The 16737-nt window shown below is 49.8% G+C and carries 16 protein-coding genes; 9 read left to right on the forward strand and 7 right to left on the reverse strand.

The genetic code is table 11. The features are described from left to right. Positions 1-57 precede the first annotated feature (57 nt). The 7 genes from NG665_RS01425 (at position 58) to NG665_RS08785 (ending at position 4894) form a co-directional block, all read left to right on the forward strand. The gene (locus NG665_RS01425; protein ID WP_252673546.1) at positions 58-978 is read left to right on the forward strand and encodes an ROK family protein; all 921 of its coding nucleotides are present in this window, start codon (positions 58-60) and stop codon (positions 976-978) included. Then, on the forward strand, positions 978-1649 hold the full coding sequence (locus NG665_RS01430; protein ID WP_252673547.1) for an N-acetylmannosamine-6-phosphate 2-epimerase: 672 nt from the start codon (positions 978-980) through the stop codon (positions 1647-1649). The genes NG665_RS01425 and NG665_RS01430 overlap by 1 nt, the downstream gene beginning before the upstream one ends. Positions 1650-1704: 55 nt before the next feature. Further along, positions 1705-2481 (forward strand): glucosamine-6-phosphate deaminase, encoded by a 777-nt coding sequence (locus NG665_RS01435; RefSeq protein WP_252673548.1) that lies wholly within the window; start codon positions 1705-1707, stop codon positions 2479-2481. Beyond that, entirely contained in the window at positions 2478-3638 is a 1161-nt protein-coding gene (locus NG665_RS01440; protein WP_252673549.1) for an N-acetylglucosamine-6-phosphate deacetylase, read from the forward strand. The genes NG665_RS01435 and NG665_RS01440 overlap by 4 nt, the downstream gene beginning before the upstream one ends. Before the next feature lie 99 nt (positions 3639-3737). Beyond that, positions 3738-4346 carry a sigma-70 family RNA polymerase sigma factor gene (locus tag NG665_RS01445; RefSeq protein WP_252673550.1) on the forward strand — a complete coding sequence of 203 codons (609 nt, stop codon included), beginning with the start codon at positions 3738-3740 and terminating at the stop codon, positions 4344-4346. Continuing rightward, on the forward strand, positions 4346-4627 hold the full coding sequence (gene rsrA / locus NG665_RS01450; RefSeq protein ID WP_252673551.1) for a mycothiol system anti-sigma-R factor: 282 nt from the start codon (positions 4346-4348) through the stop codon (positions 4625-4627). The genes NG665_RS01445 and rsrA overlap by 1 nt, the downstream gene beginning before the upstream one ends. Positions 4628-4819: 192 nt before the next feature. Continuing rightward, positions 4820-4894, forward strand: coding sequence for a 50S ribosomal protein bL37 (locus NG665_RS08785; RefSeq protein ID WP_372443439.1), 75 nt, complete (start codon positions 4820-4822; stop codon positions 4892-4894). A gap of 94 nt (positions 4895-4988) precedes the next feature. Here the strand turns inward: NG665_RS08785 and NG665_RS01455 are convergent, their stop codons facing one another. The 6 genes from NG665_RS01455 to NG665_RS01480 all read right to left on the reverse strand — a co-directional run bounded on the left by NG665_RS01455 (position 4989) and on the right by NG665_RS01480 (position 9681). Next, entirely contained in the window at positions 4989-5351 is a 363-nt protein-coding gene (locus tag NG665_RS01455; RefSeq protein WP_252673552.1) for a hypothetical protein, read from the reverse strand. Continuing rightward, positions 5344-5484, reverse strand: a complete 141-nt coding sequence (locus NG665_RS08685) for a DUF2599 domain-containing protein (protein WP_435366681.1) — start codon at positions 5482-5484, stop codon at positions 5344-5346. The genes NG665_RS01455 and NG665_RS08685 overlap by 8 nt, the downstream gene beginning before the upstream one ends. 54 nt (positions 5485-5538) lie before the next feature. Beyond that, on the reverse strand, positions 5539-5838 hold the full coding sequence (locus NG665_RS01460) for a hypothetical protein (RefSeq protein ID WP_252673553.1): 300 nt from the start codon (positions 5836-5838) through the stop codon (positions 5539-5541). A 1249-nt stretch (positions 5839-7087) separates the two neighbouring features. Then, entirely contained in the window at positions 7088-7303 is a 216-nt protein-coding gene (locus NG665_RS01470; RefSeq protein WP_252673554.1) for a type II toxin-antitoxin system antitoxin, read from the reverse strand. Positions 7304-7319: 16 nt separating this feature from the next. Beyond that, the gene (locus NG665_RS01475) at positions 7320-8285 is read right to left on the reverse strand and encodes an SPFH domain-containing protein (protein WP_252673555.1); all 966 of its coding nucleotides are present in this window, start codon (positions 8283-8285) and stop codon (positions 7320-7322) included. Between the two features lie 148 nt (positions 8286-8433). Then, a complete protein-coding gene (locus NG665_RS01480) occupies positions 8434-9681 on the reverse strand; it encodes a DUF5692 family protein (protein ID WP_252673556.1) in 1248 nt (415 codons plus the stop codon). A 172-nt stretch (positions 9682-9853) separates the two neighbouring features. Here NG665_RS01480 and NG665_RS01485 point away from each other — a divergent pair, with 172 nt between their 5' ends. After that, on the forward strand, positions 9854-10894 hold the full coding sequence (locus NG665_RS01485; protein WP_252673557.1) for a hypothetical protein: 1041 nt from the start codon (positions 9854-9856) through the stop codon (positions 10892-10894). Positions 10895-11176: 282 nt separating this feature from the next. On the opposite strand, the gene NG665_RS01490 is transcribed toward NG665_RS01485, so the two are convergent. Continuing rightward, positions 11177-12241 carry a DUF5692 family protein gene (locus NG665_RS01490; protein ID WP_252673558.1) on the reverse strand — a complete coding sequence of 355 codons (1065 nt, stop codon included), beginning with the start codon at positions 12239-12241 and terminating at the stop codon, positions 11177-11179. A gap of 350 nt (positions 12242-12591) precedes the next feature. Between NG665_RS01490 and NG665_RS01495 the strand changes: the two genes are divergently transcribed. Then, positions 12592-16647, forward strand: a complete 4056-nt coding sequence (locus NG665_RS01495) for an HtaA domain-containing protein (RefSeq protein ID WP_252673559.1) — start codon at positions 12592-12594, stop codon at positions 16645-16647. Positions 16648-16737: the final 90 nt, after the last annotated feature.

Below are 16737 nucleotides of genomic sequence, written 5' to 3' on the forward strand. Positions count from 1 at the left end.
TTTTCGCTAATTTTGTCTAGGCAGTGTGCGATACAGTCAGAAAGCTGAGGAACAAAGGTGGTTCTTCTTTCACTAGATATTGGTGGTACCAAAGTCGGTTGGGCGATCGTTACTGGCGGCATTGACGAACTATCGATCAGCGAACGTGGTTCGATTCCAACCCAGGCTTTCGACGGCGGTGAGCGGGTTGCGCAACGAATTTGCGAGCTGGCAACCGAGATTGTGGAACGAGTGAGCGTAGATGGCATCGCGGTAGCCTCTGCCGGCGTCGTCGATCCACAAACAGGAGCTATTGTATCTGCAACCGGAACGATGCCAGGCTGGGGTGGTACCCCGCTAGGTGATCTGCTGCGTGAAGCTACCGGAAAACCAGTGTGGGCTATCAACGATGTTCATGCACACGGTTTAGGCGAAGCGATTCTCGGCGCTGGGCGCGGTTTTCGTTCAGTTCTAGCCTGCGCTGTAGGTACTGGAATCGGTGGCGCACATATTAGTGATGGTCGAATAGTTTTCGGCGACCACAACTTAGCTGGGCATTTCGGCCATATTCACCATCATTTTGCGGCCGGGCAGCAGTGCTCTTGCGGGCGTGATGGCCACATTGAGGCGATCTGTTCTGGTTCTGGCATCACTACCTGGTTCAATTCGCGCTCGGGCGATGTAACAGTAAACAATGGCCGCCAACTCCAAGACTTAGCTGAAACTGGTCACGAACTTGCTGCCACAACCTTTGCCCAATCAGCCTATGCGCTCGGTGAAGTTCTTGGATCATTAGCAAATTCCATCGATCCTTCCGTCATCGTCCTATCTGGATCGATGACCCGCTCGGGGCAAACCTGGTGGGACGAAGTGCGCCGCGGATACCGCGCAAGTGCCATGGATTTCGTTGCGGAGCTTCAATTACGCAACGGTGAGTTAGGGTCTGACGCCCCGCTATATGGCGCCGCCCTGTATTACTATTCAAGAGAGAGTAAGTGATGAATCCGCTTATTGAATCATTACGAGGCACCGTAATCGTCTCGGTGCAAGCCTATCCAGGTGAGCCATTGCGCCACCCTGAAACTATGGCTCAGATGGCGCGGGCTGCTGAACTGGGTGGCACCTCTGCCATTCGCTGCCAAGGCCTCGCCGATATTTCTGCAATCAAAGGGCGAGTCAAAATCCCAGTCATTGGATTGTGGAAAGAAGGCGATGAGGGAGTCTATATCACCCCCACGTTGCGCCATGCCCGGGCCTGCTCGATGGCTGGCGCCGATATTGTTGCTATCGACGCTACCGGCCGGCCACGCCCAGATGGGCTAAGCTACGCCCAAACCATTGCAGAGTTGAAGAAAGATGGCATCTTAACGATGGCTGACTGTGGTTCATTTGACGATGCCCAACGCGCTGTCGATGCAGGCACTGACATCATCTCCACCACACTGGCAGGGTATAGTGGAGATCGGGAAAAAACAGATGGTCCAGACTTTGAATTATTGGCGCAGATGGTAGAAGCATTCCCAACTATGCCAGTGATTTGCGAAGGTCGAATCCATACTCCACAACAAGCTCGCCAGGTCCTTGAAGCCGGTGCGTTTGCCGCCGTCGTCGGCACTGCAATTACGCACCCAACTTCGATCACGTCCTGGTTTATCAACGCAACTAAATAACGAAACTTTAACTCAAGAACGAAAGTTCTCGGCAACAACGAAAGAAGACTCGCACATGTATGTTGGAATTTTTAAAGACGAAGAAACGCTCGCTAAAGCCGCAGCACAGTATTTGATCAACAAGCTCAATGAATCTGATTCCAAGGTCGTAGGCGTGGCCACCGGTTCCACACCGCTACCACTTTATAAAGAACTGCGCCAGGCCCACGCTGCTGGTACTTTCTCTCTCGAAGGCTTTAAGGCCTTCGCTCTCGATGAGTACATCGGCATCGATCCAGAGCACCCAGAGCGTTACCGCAACGTGTTGCGCGCCGAGCTTGTTGGAGATGAGCGCACCGGTTTGCGCGAAGAAGATCTCAACACCCCAGATGGTAGCGCGGCTGACCCGTATGGAGCTGCCCAGGCGTATGATAAGGCGATTAAGGATTCGGGCGGCATCGTCGTTCAGATTCTCGGCATCGGTTCTGATGGTCACATCGGTTTCAACGAACCAGGTGGTGCTCTGACCTCACGTACACACGTCGAAGCGTTAACAGCACAAACTCGCGAAGATAACGCCCGCTTCTTCGACAATGATCTGGCCAAGGTTCCAACCCGCTGCATCACCCAAGGATTGGGCACCATCATGGAGTGTGGTGTGCCGCTGCTGATTGCTACTGGCGCTGGTAAGGCAGACGCAGTTCGCGAACTTGTTGAGGGTGGTGTTTCAGCCAAGTGGCCAGCCACGATTCTGCAGATGCATCAAGAAGCTGTAGTTTTCTTAGATGAAGCCGCCGCAGCTAAGCTTGAACTCAAAGACTTCTACATGGAACGCTGGGAGTCACTACGATGAGCGTTTTCGAAGGAAAAGTTCTCAACGCACGCGGTGAGCTTGTTGGTGGCGGTTTGGAGATCGACGACGACGGCGTGCTCGTCAATCTTTTACCTGTTGGTGATGAGTTGGCGCACGGATGGATCACGCCAGGGCTGATCGATATTCACAACCATGGCGGTGGGGGTGCTTCCTTCCCAGACGAAACTGACCTTGACGGGGTTTATACGGGGATTGAGGCTCATCGCCAGCTTGGCACTACCGCAATGTTGGCTTCTACTGTTTCGATGATCGATCCGGTGCCTGCTATTGAGAACTTGGTCAAGGCATGTGAAGCTGGGCAATTGTTGGGCATCCACATGGAAGGTCCATATATTTCTCCGCATAAGTGTGGGGCACAAAATCCTGCCGCAGTGCGCAATCCCGACGTCGATGAGTTGCGTACTTGGTTAGAGGTAGGCAAGGGCTGGATTAAGTCAATGACTATTGCGCCCGAAGTCGATAACGCTTATGAAGCGGCGTGTTTATTGCTCGATTTTGGGGCACTACCTTCGTGGGGACACACCAGTGGCACTACTGCCGATGCGCGTGATCTTATTGCGCGCACGACCGAATATGGCCGATCGAAGGGGATTGAGGTGCCACAAACGGCAACGCATTTATTTAATGCTATGCCTACCCTTGCCCACCGCGAGCCAGGTCCAGTTCGTGAGCTGATTGCTTCGGCGTGCCGTGGCGAAACTGTTGTAGAGCTCGTTGCCGATACTATCCACGTCCACCCCGATCTGGTTGGTGATGTTGTACGGGTAGTTGAAGATTCGGGCCAGATGGCTGGCGTAGCATTCGTCACCGATGCTATGGCTGGGGCTGGAATGCCTGATGGGGATTACATCCTAGGTTCCCTCGCAGTTACTATCATCGACGGGGTTGCTCGGCTGACCGATGGTGGCGCGATTGCTGGTGGTACTGCGCGTTTGGCGGAGGAGATCCAGCGGATGGTTACCGGCGGGCACTTGGATATGGAATCGGCTGTGCGTTGTTGTGTTGCCGGTCCAGCTCGTGCACTGGGACTGCGTGGCGATGAACCTGGCGTTACTTTGGATTTCGAAGTGGGCAAGAAGCCGAACTTCGTCGTCTTTGACGCTGATTTGAATATGACGCACTATCAGCGCGCATAGATTTTGATGTTTACGGACTCTACGCGAGTTCTGGGCGGACTGGATATTGCATAAGTGTTATGCGGTATCTGGTCCGCTTTTCCATGTAAGCTGGTAGTGATGAACGATGTCATAACTGCCTCAGTCGATAAACGTATTCTCGCCGATCAGTTCGAAAGTCAAGCTTTGCCGTTACTGGATCAGCTTTATGGTGCAGCGTTGCGCCTTACTCGTAATCCTGCTGATGCCGAGGATTTAGTCCAAGAAACCTATGCCAAGGCTTTCGCGGCATTCCATCAATATAAGCAGGGCACTAATCTCAAGGCGTGGCTGTATCGTATTCTCAATAATGCCTTCATTTCTAACTATCGCAAGGCGCAGCGTAGACCAAAAGAAAGTGACTCAGATCAGGTAGAAGATTGGCAAGAATATGCTGCCTCTACTCATGATTCACGAGGTTTGATGTCTGCTGAAGCCGAAGTTCTACAAACCCTTCCCGATTCGGAGATCAAAGATGCGTTAGACCAGCTTTCTGACGATCGTCGAACAGTGGTGTATTTAGCTGATATTGAAGGGTTTTCCTATCAGGAAATTGCCGACATTGTTGGGGTGCCAATTGGCACAGTGATGTCTCGCCTTCACCGTGGGCGTACTCAGCTCAGAGAGATTCTTCGTGACTATGCCCGCGGACTGGGATATAAAGTAAAGCAGAAGGCGGAGGAGAAGTAGTGAAACGTTTTGACGATTTATTGGACCAACTAGATGAGTGCCACTGTGCCGAGGTGGAGTGTGATTGCTCAGAAGTTTTAGCGCATTTGTTTGAGCTTGTTGATGAAGGCATACCGTGTGATCAAGCGCAGCGAATGTTACAGCACAGCGCTGGATGTGATCATTGTGCAGATATGATCCGTGCGGAAGTTAAAGTGCGAGTCGCATTACAACGTTCGTGTGGATCTGAAGTAGCTCCCGAAGAGCTGCGGGCGCGGATTGCAGATGCTTTGCAAGGCTAGCTTTTGATGAAGAATTACGCTGTGGGGTTTGATTTTTCTGCTCGTGTTCTTCTCCAAGGCAGCCATCCTATTAGTCAACATTGCTCCAGCGTGAGTGGCTCCATCAATGTCAATATGACGCAGTAGCCTATAGCCGGTAGAATATGTTTTTGTCGTGCCGTAAATCTACGGCCGGAGTTGAAGGAGTACACTATGTCGAAGCGTTCGCGTAAGCGCCGTGACCGCAAGAAGCGCGGTTCAAACCACGGCAAGCGTCCCAACACCTGATCTTGGGTCCGAAGCTTGGGAATCTCTTGATTCCAATGAAAAGAGAGCAACTAATAGTTGCTCTCTTTTCATATGTTAATTGCGCACTGGATTCTTAGGTGTGCGTTTTTTCTTTCAAAACGATGAAAGCTGAAGCGATAAGTGCGATCATGCCGGCAAGGATGATCGGTAGGAATCCTTGCGTCCATGGCGGATTAGGTGACATATTATCTGCTGCTTCGACCATCGAGCCGAAAGCAAGCATTGCGTAGACGAAGCACGCAAGTGATGTGACCCAAAGCAGCGCTGTAGCGGTTCTCGCTACGTTGTTTAGTTGCGAATCTTTAGTCAACAACACAACGGCGGCAACAAACAAAGCTACGCTAATGAAAGAACCTATCGGAGCTAGGATGAAAGGAGCTAAGATGGCTCCTACTGGCCACGTCGCCAGAAATATCTTCTCTTTTGTCTTAGTCAATTATCTTCCCTCCACCTGGATTGCACATTGAGTTAACAGTTTGCAGGTAGCCGACGTTGGGGCGCCATTCATCAAGATTCCACGTCGATTTCCAAAAAGTAAATTGTTGGTGACAGATATATTGGTCTCGCATGTCGTCAAGATTGACGTTTAGTCCTCTATTCTTGTATTTCGCGTAAAGTTCGTTTCAGCCCGCAACACCAACTAAATAACCAGGAGCATTAGCGCGCGCCCAACCCGTTGGTGAAACCTTAAGGGTCCACCCTTCACCCCGGTGCTCCCATCTTGCCGTTGAAATTAAGTCGAAACCTAACCAAGGATCAGCAACTACCGGATAGGTAACATCTGCCCCTCGATGTTCTACATGCTGTATAACGGCATTACCCTCGATGGTGTAGTAAGTGGGAACTTCCATCCCCTTAGTGTCAATTGCCCAAGGGGCAGAAATTCCGCCAACCAGATCATTATTAGAGTTTAGAATATACACGCCCTTCAGAGGTTCGGTTCTCCCCTCAGGGGTGTAAATTGTTCTAGTTCCGCACCAGTCACCAATCGTAAGTCCGAAGATAAATCCAGCCTATGGTGAAATTCTTGAGGGCTATCTATTGAGGTTATGACAGTGTTGATTCGTACGCCATCTTTTGTTGCTTGTACCGTTTGAGCGAGATTCTCGCCAGCATAAACAACGGATCCATCGTCTGTAAGTGGACCTTTGCTCTTCACTTCAGGGTCTAGAAACAGTTTAGCGCTAGAGGTAGGAGAGGGGCTGTTAGTCGAAGTAATAACAACTGGCTTGTAGGTGTCTTTAGGGATCTCTACATCCACATCACCGCGCGAAAGATATCCATCTTCGGTTGGGACGGCTTCTATGTTATTAATAGCTACTTTATCGGGCGTTGCTTGAGCGACAATTTAAGCAAGTTCCTGATCGCCTAGATCACGTGAATTCTCAGATAAGGGTGACGCAAACGCGTAAGTCATAGTGCCGATAGCAAGAGTGCATGAAGTGGCAATTGACGTGAGTACTGATATTTTTCTGATGGTTCTTCCATTCCTCGAAGTGAACATTTAGTGAGATTTCACATGTGTGCCATCTCACTCTTTGAGTGTATAAGAAATATGTGACCTGGTGAAGTGAAATTGCGAAATAGGTAACATCTCTTTTAACTGTGCACGAAAACTCATGTTCGTGGGTGGTATGTGGCGAAGGTGAGACAATGCGTTCCTGGCAGGCGTTAATGTCTCGAAGCTCCCCTTTGATGTTGTGGGGCGCGACGACGAGCAGGCAATCGCTAGTGTGGTAAAGAATGCGCATGTCTTGAGTATGGTGAAGCGCAAGACTGCGTTAGGTAGTGGAATAGACAAGTTAACTCGCTGACTGGAATACCACGTATCACACGTTCTTAGCTCACCGCACCCGGCTACCAAATGGTAGCTGAGTTCCCACTTATGCCAGGTTGAGCCCGGCTAAAACTTGTTAAACACTCTGGTGAAGAAAGGTACTTTGGTTACCTATCTTGACCCTATACTCCACATCGATGGTGATCGTGTTGCGTCGACGTCGAATCATATTGAGGGTGTGATTAACACTTAGTTGCAGTTATCGCTAAGTGTTTATCAGGGTATGGGCCTTGATCGTCAAGTTGAAACCATGTTGTCGTGGTCGGTGCCCACATGCTGAATTACCTGCCCAGCCAATAACACATTTTTGCTACAGGCACCTACATGCTTTGCGCCTACGCTTTGGCGTCCTCTTCTGGATTTTTTGGCGGGCGCCCGCGTTTGGGAAGTTTTCCGGTACTGGTTGGTAGTCGACCGGCACGGCGTAGCCCATCGCGCAAGATCACTTCGATTTGCGCGTTGACTGACCGTAAATCATCCTCGGCCCAGCGGGCGATGGCATCGTGGACTGCTGGGTCGAGGCGAAGTGAGATTGCTTTTCGTTGTGCCATCTTGTCAGTATGTTGGTTACTGGTAGAGGCCGCCAGCGTTGATAACTGGCTGGGTCTGGCCGTCAGAACACAAAACAACGAGCAGGTTGGAAACCATGGCGGCGCGTCGTTCTGGATCAAGATCGACGATATTTTTTTGTTCGAGTTGATCCAGTGCCATCTCAACCATAGATACCGCGCCGTCTACGATTGTTTCGCGAGCATCCACGATTGCCGCAGCTTGCTGGCGCTGTAGCATTGCTTGGGCGATTTCAGGAGCGTAAGAGAGAGAAGAAATGCGCGTCTCCACGATTTCTAAGCCGGCAACGCTCACTCGTTCGGCAACTTCATTAGCTAGTTCGATGCTGATATCTTCGGTAGATCCGCGTAGTGAGGAGCGGCCATCTACTGGGAAATCGTAAGGGTGCTGGGTGGCAATGTGCCGGAGCGCTGATTCGGACTGGGACTTAATAAATTCTACGTAGTTCTCCACAGAGAATTGCGCTTTAGCGGTATCAGCTACTTGCCAGACGACGATCGCAGCAATATTAATCGGATTACCGCTGTAATCGTTGACCTTTGTCTCGTTGGTCTCGAAATTGCGTACTCGCACCGAGACTTTCTTACGACTTGAGAGTGGGTAGGTGAAGCCAAAACCGGTGATGCGGATAGTTCCTTTGTAGGTACCAAAGAGTTGGACGACGCGTGATTCTCCGGGGGAGATGACGATGAAGCCACTTAGCATTATGACACTGACTAAGATTACGATCGCACAACCTGCCATGATGATACCCGTCAGGGTGGTGGCGCTACCAGAATCTTGCGCGATGGCTCCTTGGATAAAGAACCACGAACTTACAATGATAGCTGCGATGACGATGAAGAGCGCAACTATCGCGAGACCAGTTGGCAGGCACCACGCTCGCTTTTCCGTTACATCAACTCTGATGCCGGAGTGTCCTACCGGATCGGCTGCTACCTTCACTGTTGGAGTGGTGCTCATAATAAAATCCTATCCTCGTAAAAGTGATATTAAAATGATATCACTTTTACGAGGATAGGCAAGGTGTCCACATCAAGTTCACGCACTTGGAAGTGTGACTAACGATTTTAGCCTCCAAACCAGCAGTGAACTTGGCGTGTTTTAATTCCTAGTGCTTGTGTGTAGCTGTGCGCATCGGTTTTACGTCAGGATCGATAAACCCTAAATCCTCGGCAGTTTCTGGAATTTCATTGGTCAACCAACGTGCCGTATCGTCGTCGGCGTGCTGACGTACAATCGTGCGGAACTCGCCCATCTCGAAGTACAAGCAATTGGTAAGCGGATTGCGCTTGTGCTTAATGATCTTATACAACCAGTAGATAAACAAACCAATATTGAACAGCAATGCTGCCCAAGCGCAGACGATATTAGCAACTGGATTCATGGTGGCGTAGTTCGTCATTGAGCTTGGCTTAACCAGCAGCTCGGGCAGTAAATTATTGGCTGCAATCCAGAACATCAATGTAAAGCATCGGAACCAAATCCACTGACCTTTAGCCCAAGTGAAGGCAGGAATCGTACACGCCAGAAGCAAAGCGAAGGTGCAATACCAGGTGTAGTCAGCAAGAGCGTTATACAAGAACGCATGGTTCCACAAATCGTAGGCAATGACCCATGGCCAAACCATATCCACCCAGATAAGTCCGCGCACCTGCTTCTTGCCGTTCGCCGTCGTCGTCTTCGATTCTGAGGTGACGAAGATCTTACCCAAACCGGTAATCGTAATAATATTGAGCAAACCTGCAAGTGCGGAAACGATGTTCCAGTGCCCGCCAATGGTGCGGAATCCAGTGGCTGGATCAATGCCGACGTGATTGGCTTCGAAGTTAGCTGCCAGAGCTTGATACCATTCGGCGGAATGCAGCGGTGCAGTTATGCCACGAGATTCAGGCAAGCCGTTAAGGACGTCAATCGAATGGGAGGCGTTGATGTCTTGCAAACATTGTGGGCTTGCTGCACACGCATAGTAGGAATCAGCTTGGAAGAAAATAGTAATATCGCGGATATTGGCTTCCATGATATTAACTGCTAATCCTAGCCAGAGCGCAATCCCCATCCATAGTGCGTATTTGCGTGCCTTGTCCGGATGGCGTTTGCCAAACACCAACAGGTAACCAGTCATTGTTGCCGTGGCGATCATGATGACGAACTTGCCAAATGGGAACCAGCCCACCATAGGTACTCCATGGATGATCACGTACGGCATCACCGCAATACCGCCGATAGTCCATAGTGTGAAAATGGTCCAGTTCCACCGGCGATTGATTTCAGCTACAGCGATCTGGGCAACGAGAACAATCACCCAGAAAATATAAACTGCGGGAGTTCCGATTTCCCATAGGAATAGTGACGACATGAGATGTCCTTTGTTCGTATATTGCGGAAAAATGGGCGTCTTATCCGATACATCTCTGTATCGAGTAGGACTTAATCCTCAATATTAGCGTGAAAAATTTGAGATACTGGAGACTAACGTCACAGAGTAGTGACTGGTCGTATTTTTACGACGGAACAACGAAGGAGAATCGATGAAAACGTCATCGTGGATGAAGCTCGGTGGAGCTGCAGCGCTCACCGGCCTTAGCGGACTGGTGGCTTTTAGCCAGTTCAGCGGAAAAGCTACCAAAGAAGAGCAAGAATGGGTCTACCCCGGCGATGATCTGATTGATGCCAACTATGAAAATGGCTATTCATCAACATACGCTATCGATATTGATGCTCCAGCTTATGCTGTTTACCGAATTTTCAAGCAGATTGGTGCAGACAAGTCCGGTTCGTTCAGCTCTGAATTCCTTGAGCGAACCTTTGCTCGGCTACCATTCTTTAACTCCTATGAGATTCAGGAAGAATTCCAACAGCCAGACTCAATGATGCCCGGTGACGTTGCCGCCTTCGATTTTCACGGAATGTCGATGGAATGGGCAGATATTGTTCCCGGAAAGTACATGGTGCAGTGGGTTGATACCAAGAACCCTCCAGCCGCGCCAGGTTCTTACGCATTCCGGTTCCCATTCATGAAGCACTTTGCTGCGGCATGGTGTTTCTACTTTGTTCCGCTCAAAGGAGATCGGTGCCGTCTGATTAACCATTGGCGTATCGGTTTCGAGCCAGATAACCCGACGATTTCAGCCATCAACTGGATCAATATTGAGCTCATTGGTGGGGTGATGACTCACCTGCAAAACCTCTACGTCAAGCGTGTGGTGGAATTCCGCAAGAAGCAACAACACACCGGGAAGATGATGCGCGGTATTCTAGGTGGCCGTTGGTTTAATACTGGTACACCAGCTGGACGCTGGGATGGTACGCCGCTGTTCGAAGAGACCTACACCCAGTGGATGCGATACGGTCGCCAAGCCCCGGCGGTAGCCGAAATTCGTGAACCTGTTACGGATAACCCACAATGGCCACCGACGGGTCCAGGCACACCATGGGCTGATATTGTCGACGAAGATTACTTCACTGATTGGGAAGAGCCAGAATTTTCTTGGGACGAACAGATTCGACAGAAGCGGGAAAAGACCTACCTCAAGGGGTGGGGCAAGAAGAAGCCTTCTGCAGAACAGTGAGCGACTAAGTAGTTAAACTGCGACCCAAAGTGGGTGAATGTCAAGAGGCATTCACCCACTTTTAGCTTTATCGTGGCTCTGAGATCTTGTAGGAGGAATGTGTGGTCGGGCTGTGGGCAGTGGATGCGGTTGAGCTACGGGCGGTAAATATGGTGGTTGAAATGCAAGGCGTGAAGTGAAGTAGCTAGTTTGTTGCCTAGCAACGAAAACGGAACCGGGTAAATCTAAGTGAAATACCGGTTCCGTTTTCGGCACAAGTGCCACTATCGGGTTGTCGTTATATTAGCGTTTCGGTCGCATTCCCTTACGGTGCTTTGCAACTTTACGGTAGTGCAGTTCTTCTGGGGTCTTTCCCAGACGGTGTGCAATCTGCTCCTTATCTTCGTCGGAGGCAAAAGAGCGAACGAGTTTGGCATATTCGGGTGTATCGGAATAAATCTCGACTTTAAACGGATTGCGCTTGAGGGTGACAATGCGATAGAGGTGGTAGCCAAATACCCAGACATTGACCACAAGTGCAAGGAATGAGAAGAGGAACAGTGCGCTTTCGTTATGTGCTGAGCGATGAGCGAAGATTGAATCATGCATGAAGTGGGGGAAGGTCAGTACGACGGCAGACCATAACGTTAGTGTGTAGGCGCGGAATTGGATCCACGATCCACGCAAACTAGGCAGAAGGGCTGGGATCGTACATGAAGCCAATAGCGCTATGCCAGAATACCAGGCACGGTCAGACAGGCAGTTATAAACATAGGCGAAATTCCATAGATCGTATCCAATGATCCATGCCAGGGTGAGATCGCCCCACACAACAGCCTTGCTCTTCTTGTTGGCAATGAAAATACCAACCCAACCCGAAATCGCTAGCAGGTTGAGGATTCCAGCGATTCCGTTCATGTAATTCCATGGGCCGCCCCAGGTAGCGAGACCTGTTTCAGGCTGTAGATCATGAATGTTGGCGCATTGGAAATCGCGAATAACTGCTTCGATGATATTGATGGCCAAAATTGCGGGCGGAATCATTAAGTACCATTGGTTGTGCCGAAGTTTTTGAGAGTATTGCAATCCAACGAGGGACAAGGCTCCGGCCAAGGCTGAGTATTGTTTAACTATAGGGAACCAGCCTGCTGATGCAGTTCCTGCAGTGGAGTGTGGCCACCAGAAAATCGTTAATAAAACTGGTGCAACAACGAAGACTGCTAAGACCACCCATTTGTTGCGTTGGGCTAACCAAGCGGTAACTGCAAGGGCAGCTGTGACGATGATAAGCATTGCGTAATCCCACCATTGTCCAACTTCGAATGCGAAAAGAGTGGGATATTCAGGAGCAGGAATTGCGGTAAACATGTGTACCCTCATTATCAATACGGAAGTGTGTTGTGAATAACATGGTACGTCTATCTTAGTGAGTGGCGTGAGCTAAAAATTGGGACTTTCGTGCGGTCGAGAATGGGGTTATTGTTTCGATTGGCTAATTTTGAGTGATAGATGACGGGGTAGAAGCGTTCGTTATTAGGACACCCTAAGTGTGAAGTGTCGCTATGAGTGGGTGGAGTGATGGGGTAGAAGGTAGTGTGCCCGCACTAAATAATTTAAGTATTGATTTATAAGGTTGCCCTAAGTAGCATGTTCGTGTCACTAACGTGGTGATGAATCCGTCGCCTGATTATAGGAGTTATTCACTAATGGGCCGCACTATGAGAAAGATGCTTGTTTCTGCACTTGCAGCAACAGCATTAATGCTCGGGAATACCATCCCGGCTATGGCAAGCCAGGAAAATGAGGCAGTTGTAGCACAGCCGACTACGGCTACCACTGACGTTGCTTCCACAGATGAGGTTTCAACACCAGGAGTTGAAGAGGCAGCTCCTGCTGAAAAACCAGCTTCGCAGACTCCTGCTCCACAACAGCCACAAGCTGAAGAGGCTGAAGAAGCTGAAGAAGCTGAAGAGGCTGAAGTTACGGAAGCTGATAGCGTATCAGCGCCGACTGAGACTGAAATTGCCCAGCCTGCTGAAGGTGGGACTGATCAGTCTACGGCCGCTGAAGAGACGGCTAATGATGGTCGTATTGCTGTTACAAGTGGTTCAGCTAACTGGGATTTCCGCAAGTCATTCCGTGATTATGTTGGAATTGAAGGTGAAAAACTCACCGATGTGACTATTTTGGAACGCGGCAAGAATCTGTTATGGAATGTCGCGCCAGGTCAGAAACTTGATCTTACGGGAGCAACTGGAAAACTGAAGTTCACCGGAAAGATTGAATGGTCAAAGTATGATGGCTACTTGAATCTGTGGATTGCTAATCCAACAATCGATTTCGAGAACAAGCAGCTCCTTGCCGATGGTTATACCCGAGGCACTATGGCTAAAGCTGGAGTAGTCGAATTTGTTCAGCAACCAATTGCACAATTGGCAGACTTGAGTGTTACGCAAAAAGAAGGATACGTTGTTGTATCTTCGCTTGAACCAGTTTTAACGGAGCATGTTAAGTCTCTAGTAGGTTTTTACGCTGGAGAAAAGGGAGCCCCATTCGTAGCTACCATTGGGACGAGCGTGGATAACACTGCCGTTCCGCAACCAGTTCTGTGGGAAATGTTCCCCGAACGCTGGAGTGACCCAGTAAATGGTCCAGTCTATAGCGATGATCCGATCACAAATGTTGAGATTCCTGATGCCAATCTCGAAAAGTGCATTCGCTCGCAGATGGATGTTGATCCAAAGATTCCGATGACGAATAAGGTTCTTGAGGGCATTCAGTCCATAAACTGTGCTGCTTTGGATATTCAAAATCTCCAAGGCATTGAAAAAGCTATCAATCTATCATCCATTAATCTCTACAAGAACAAGATTACCGATCTTGGGCCACTACGTGATTTGACGAAGCTCGTCAGCCTTTCTGTAGGAGGAAATCGGTTGACGTCGCTTGCTCCATTGGCAAAGCTGACAAAACTTCACTCCCTCAGCGCTGAGGAAAATTGGTTGACGGATGTTTCAGTGGTCAAGAATCTGCCAAATCTTTCAACGCTAAATCTTGCGAATAATCGCATCAGCGATATCACGCAATTGCCAATGTTAGAGCAGAATCCTGATGCGGAGACGATTGAAGAAGTCAACTTGTCGCATAACCGCATTTCCGATCTTTCTCGTTGGAATGAATTGGTGTTTATCAAGAACGTCAATCTTTCGCACAACCTCATTGAAGATCTTGGTACTTTGCCACTAAAGCGCGGTATTCGTGAGCTTGATTTGCGCAATAACTTCATCACTGATCCATCGCCGTTAGCAGCTTGGAAAGAGAATGCTGCCTACATTACATGGATCAAACTTGCCTACAATTCATTCGGCCAAGACGGATGGGATGCGCTGCAGCCTCTAACCGCTATTACCGATGAATATCAGGGAACTACGCGCAACTTGTTGCGCGGTGGACCAAACAAGCGAAAGACTGCAGAAGACCTGCGTAATCCACAAACTAAAGAGGCTGTTCAGCAAGCCCATGTGGATGAAGATGCGGTAATTACTGCTGAGATCGCGCAGATTAATGAGGCGATTGAGGCCAAGCGTCAAGCTGAAGAGGCTAAGCGTCAGGCTGAAGAAGAGGCTAAGCGTCAGGCTGAAGAAGAGGCTAAGCGTCAGGCTGAAGAAGAGGCTAAGCGCCAGGCTGAAGAAGAGGCTAAGCGCCAGGCTGAAGAAGAAGCCAAAGCTAATCAGAACAAGGTTTCTGGCTCGCTTTCGTGGGGTGTAAAGAAGTCCTTCCGTCAATACATTCACGGCTTTGCTCGCGGTGATTGGACCCTCTCTGATGGTGCAACTGGCGAATTTGATTTCCCGGTCAAAAATGATGGAAAGATTTCGGCTGATAATTTCACCGAAATGAATTTCGCAGGCAAGGTACATTTCACAGCTCATCATGGTCTGCTTGACCTTGCAATCTCAGAGCCGACGATTAAACAAGAATCGGGAGCGTGGAAACTCTACGCAACATTAGATTCGCGTCCATTTGACCGGAATGATGTTAGTAAAGTCTTTGCTGGAGAGAAGATTCCGCTTGCAGACCTCGAGTCACATCGAGTTGCGATAGCTGACTTGTCAGCTCCGCAGAAAGTTGTTACCGGCGACGCGATTTCATTGTCCTTCGCGGAGGTTAATCTAACATCAGCCGGTGCGACGGCGTTCGCCAACTTCTATCCAGCTGGCCAGGAACTCGATCCCATCACCGTAGCTGTGGAGATTACTAAGGTAAACACGGATACTCCTGGTACGGATACTCCTGGTACGGATACTCCTGGTACGGATACTCCTGGTACGGATACTCCTGGTACCGATACTCCAGGAACTGGTGACTCTACCTCGACCACCGAAGGCGTTGCCAACATTGGAACCCTCGATTGGGGAGTCAAGGATAGTTTCCGCAAGTACATTCACGGCTTCGCTAAGGGCGATTGGGAACTCTTTGACGGTGTAACTGGCGAGTTCCTCTTCCCACTCAAGGCCGGTGAAAAGGTATCGCTAACCGATATCGCAGAAATCAACTTCGCGGGCAGAGTACACTTCACTGGACACCACGGCCTACTCGACCTCACTATTTCGGAACCAACAGTCAAGAAAGAAGCTGATGGTTGGAAGCTCTACGCAACGGTAGCATCACGGCCACTCGATAACCAGAACGTGGCAATGGTTACTGCTTTCCGTAGCGCACAGCCAGCATCTGCAATCACCTCATCGCGAGTTGCACTTGCTACCCTTTCAGATCCGCAAATGACTGATGTTGGTCAAGGAGTGAAGCGCCTAACCTTCGCAAATGTTTCCCTCACCGCACAAGGAGCGCAAGCATTTGCCGGATTCTATCAGCCGGGCCAAAGCCTTGACGCACTTACAATCACACTCGGTGCTAGCGTCAAATCCGACGATTCTGGAAAGAACAGGGCAGACGGTAACGGCAAGGACGGAGCCGATCAAGGTAATAAGGGTAATCAGAAGAACGATGGTGGTGTAGATCCAAACCAGCAGATGTCTAACGACAATGGTGGTAAGGAATCACAGATGAAGCAATGCACTGTTGATACAAACAAGAAGCGTATCGCCAGTGGAAACCTCAACTGGGCAATCCGCTCCTCGTTTACCACCTACGTTCGCGGCTCAATCGCACACGGTGGCTGGGACCTCAACGGTGCTTCCTGGAACGGTAGCGAGTTTAGCTTCCCAGCAACTGGCGGACTGTACAACACCGCTACGCGCTCCGGCTCGATCTACTACGGCGGCTCAGTACACTTCACCGGACACAACGGTATCCTCGATCTGACAATGAGCAACCCAAGTATTTCCATGAACGGAAACAGCGGATCGCTCTACCTGACTGTAGCTGGATCAGATATGAGCGGCAACAAGTTCAATCTTGGCCGGGTCCAATTCGCCACAATTTCGTTCAACGGAGTTTCGGTCTCTGACGGTGCACTGAGCTTCAGCGGCGCATCTGTAGCGCTGACCGCCGAAGGAGCAAAGGCATTCGCCGGATTCTACCAGCCAGGCGAACAACTAGATCCAATGTCATCTAACGTTAAACTCATCCCAGCAACGGCATGTGACCCAGCAACCGGTGAGCTTATCGAATACGGTGCATTCGGTGAAACTCTTGCAACAACGGGTGTAAGTGTTCAGGTAATGTTCCTTGTCTCAATCCTGACGCTCTTTGCCGGAGCTGGACTCATCGGCGCTCGTCGTCGATCCGTCACACCCAGTGCCCGCAACTAATTAGATGGCACAGAAAAATGAGACAACTGACTAAGGTCAGTTACTGTTAACGATAGCGACGGTGTGGAGCACTCAGTGTGCTCCACACCG

It is taken from the genome of Arcanobacterium pinnipediorum (assembly GCF_023973165.1).
In the GTDB taxonomy this organism is placed as follows: domain Bacteria; phylum Actinomycetota; class Actinomycetes; order Actinomycetales; family Actinomycetaceae; genus Arcanobacterium; species Arcanobacterium pinnipediorum.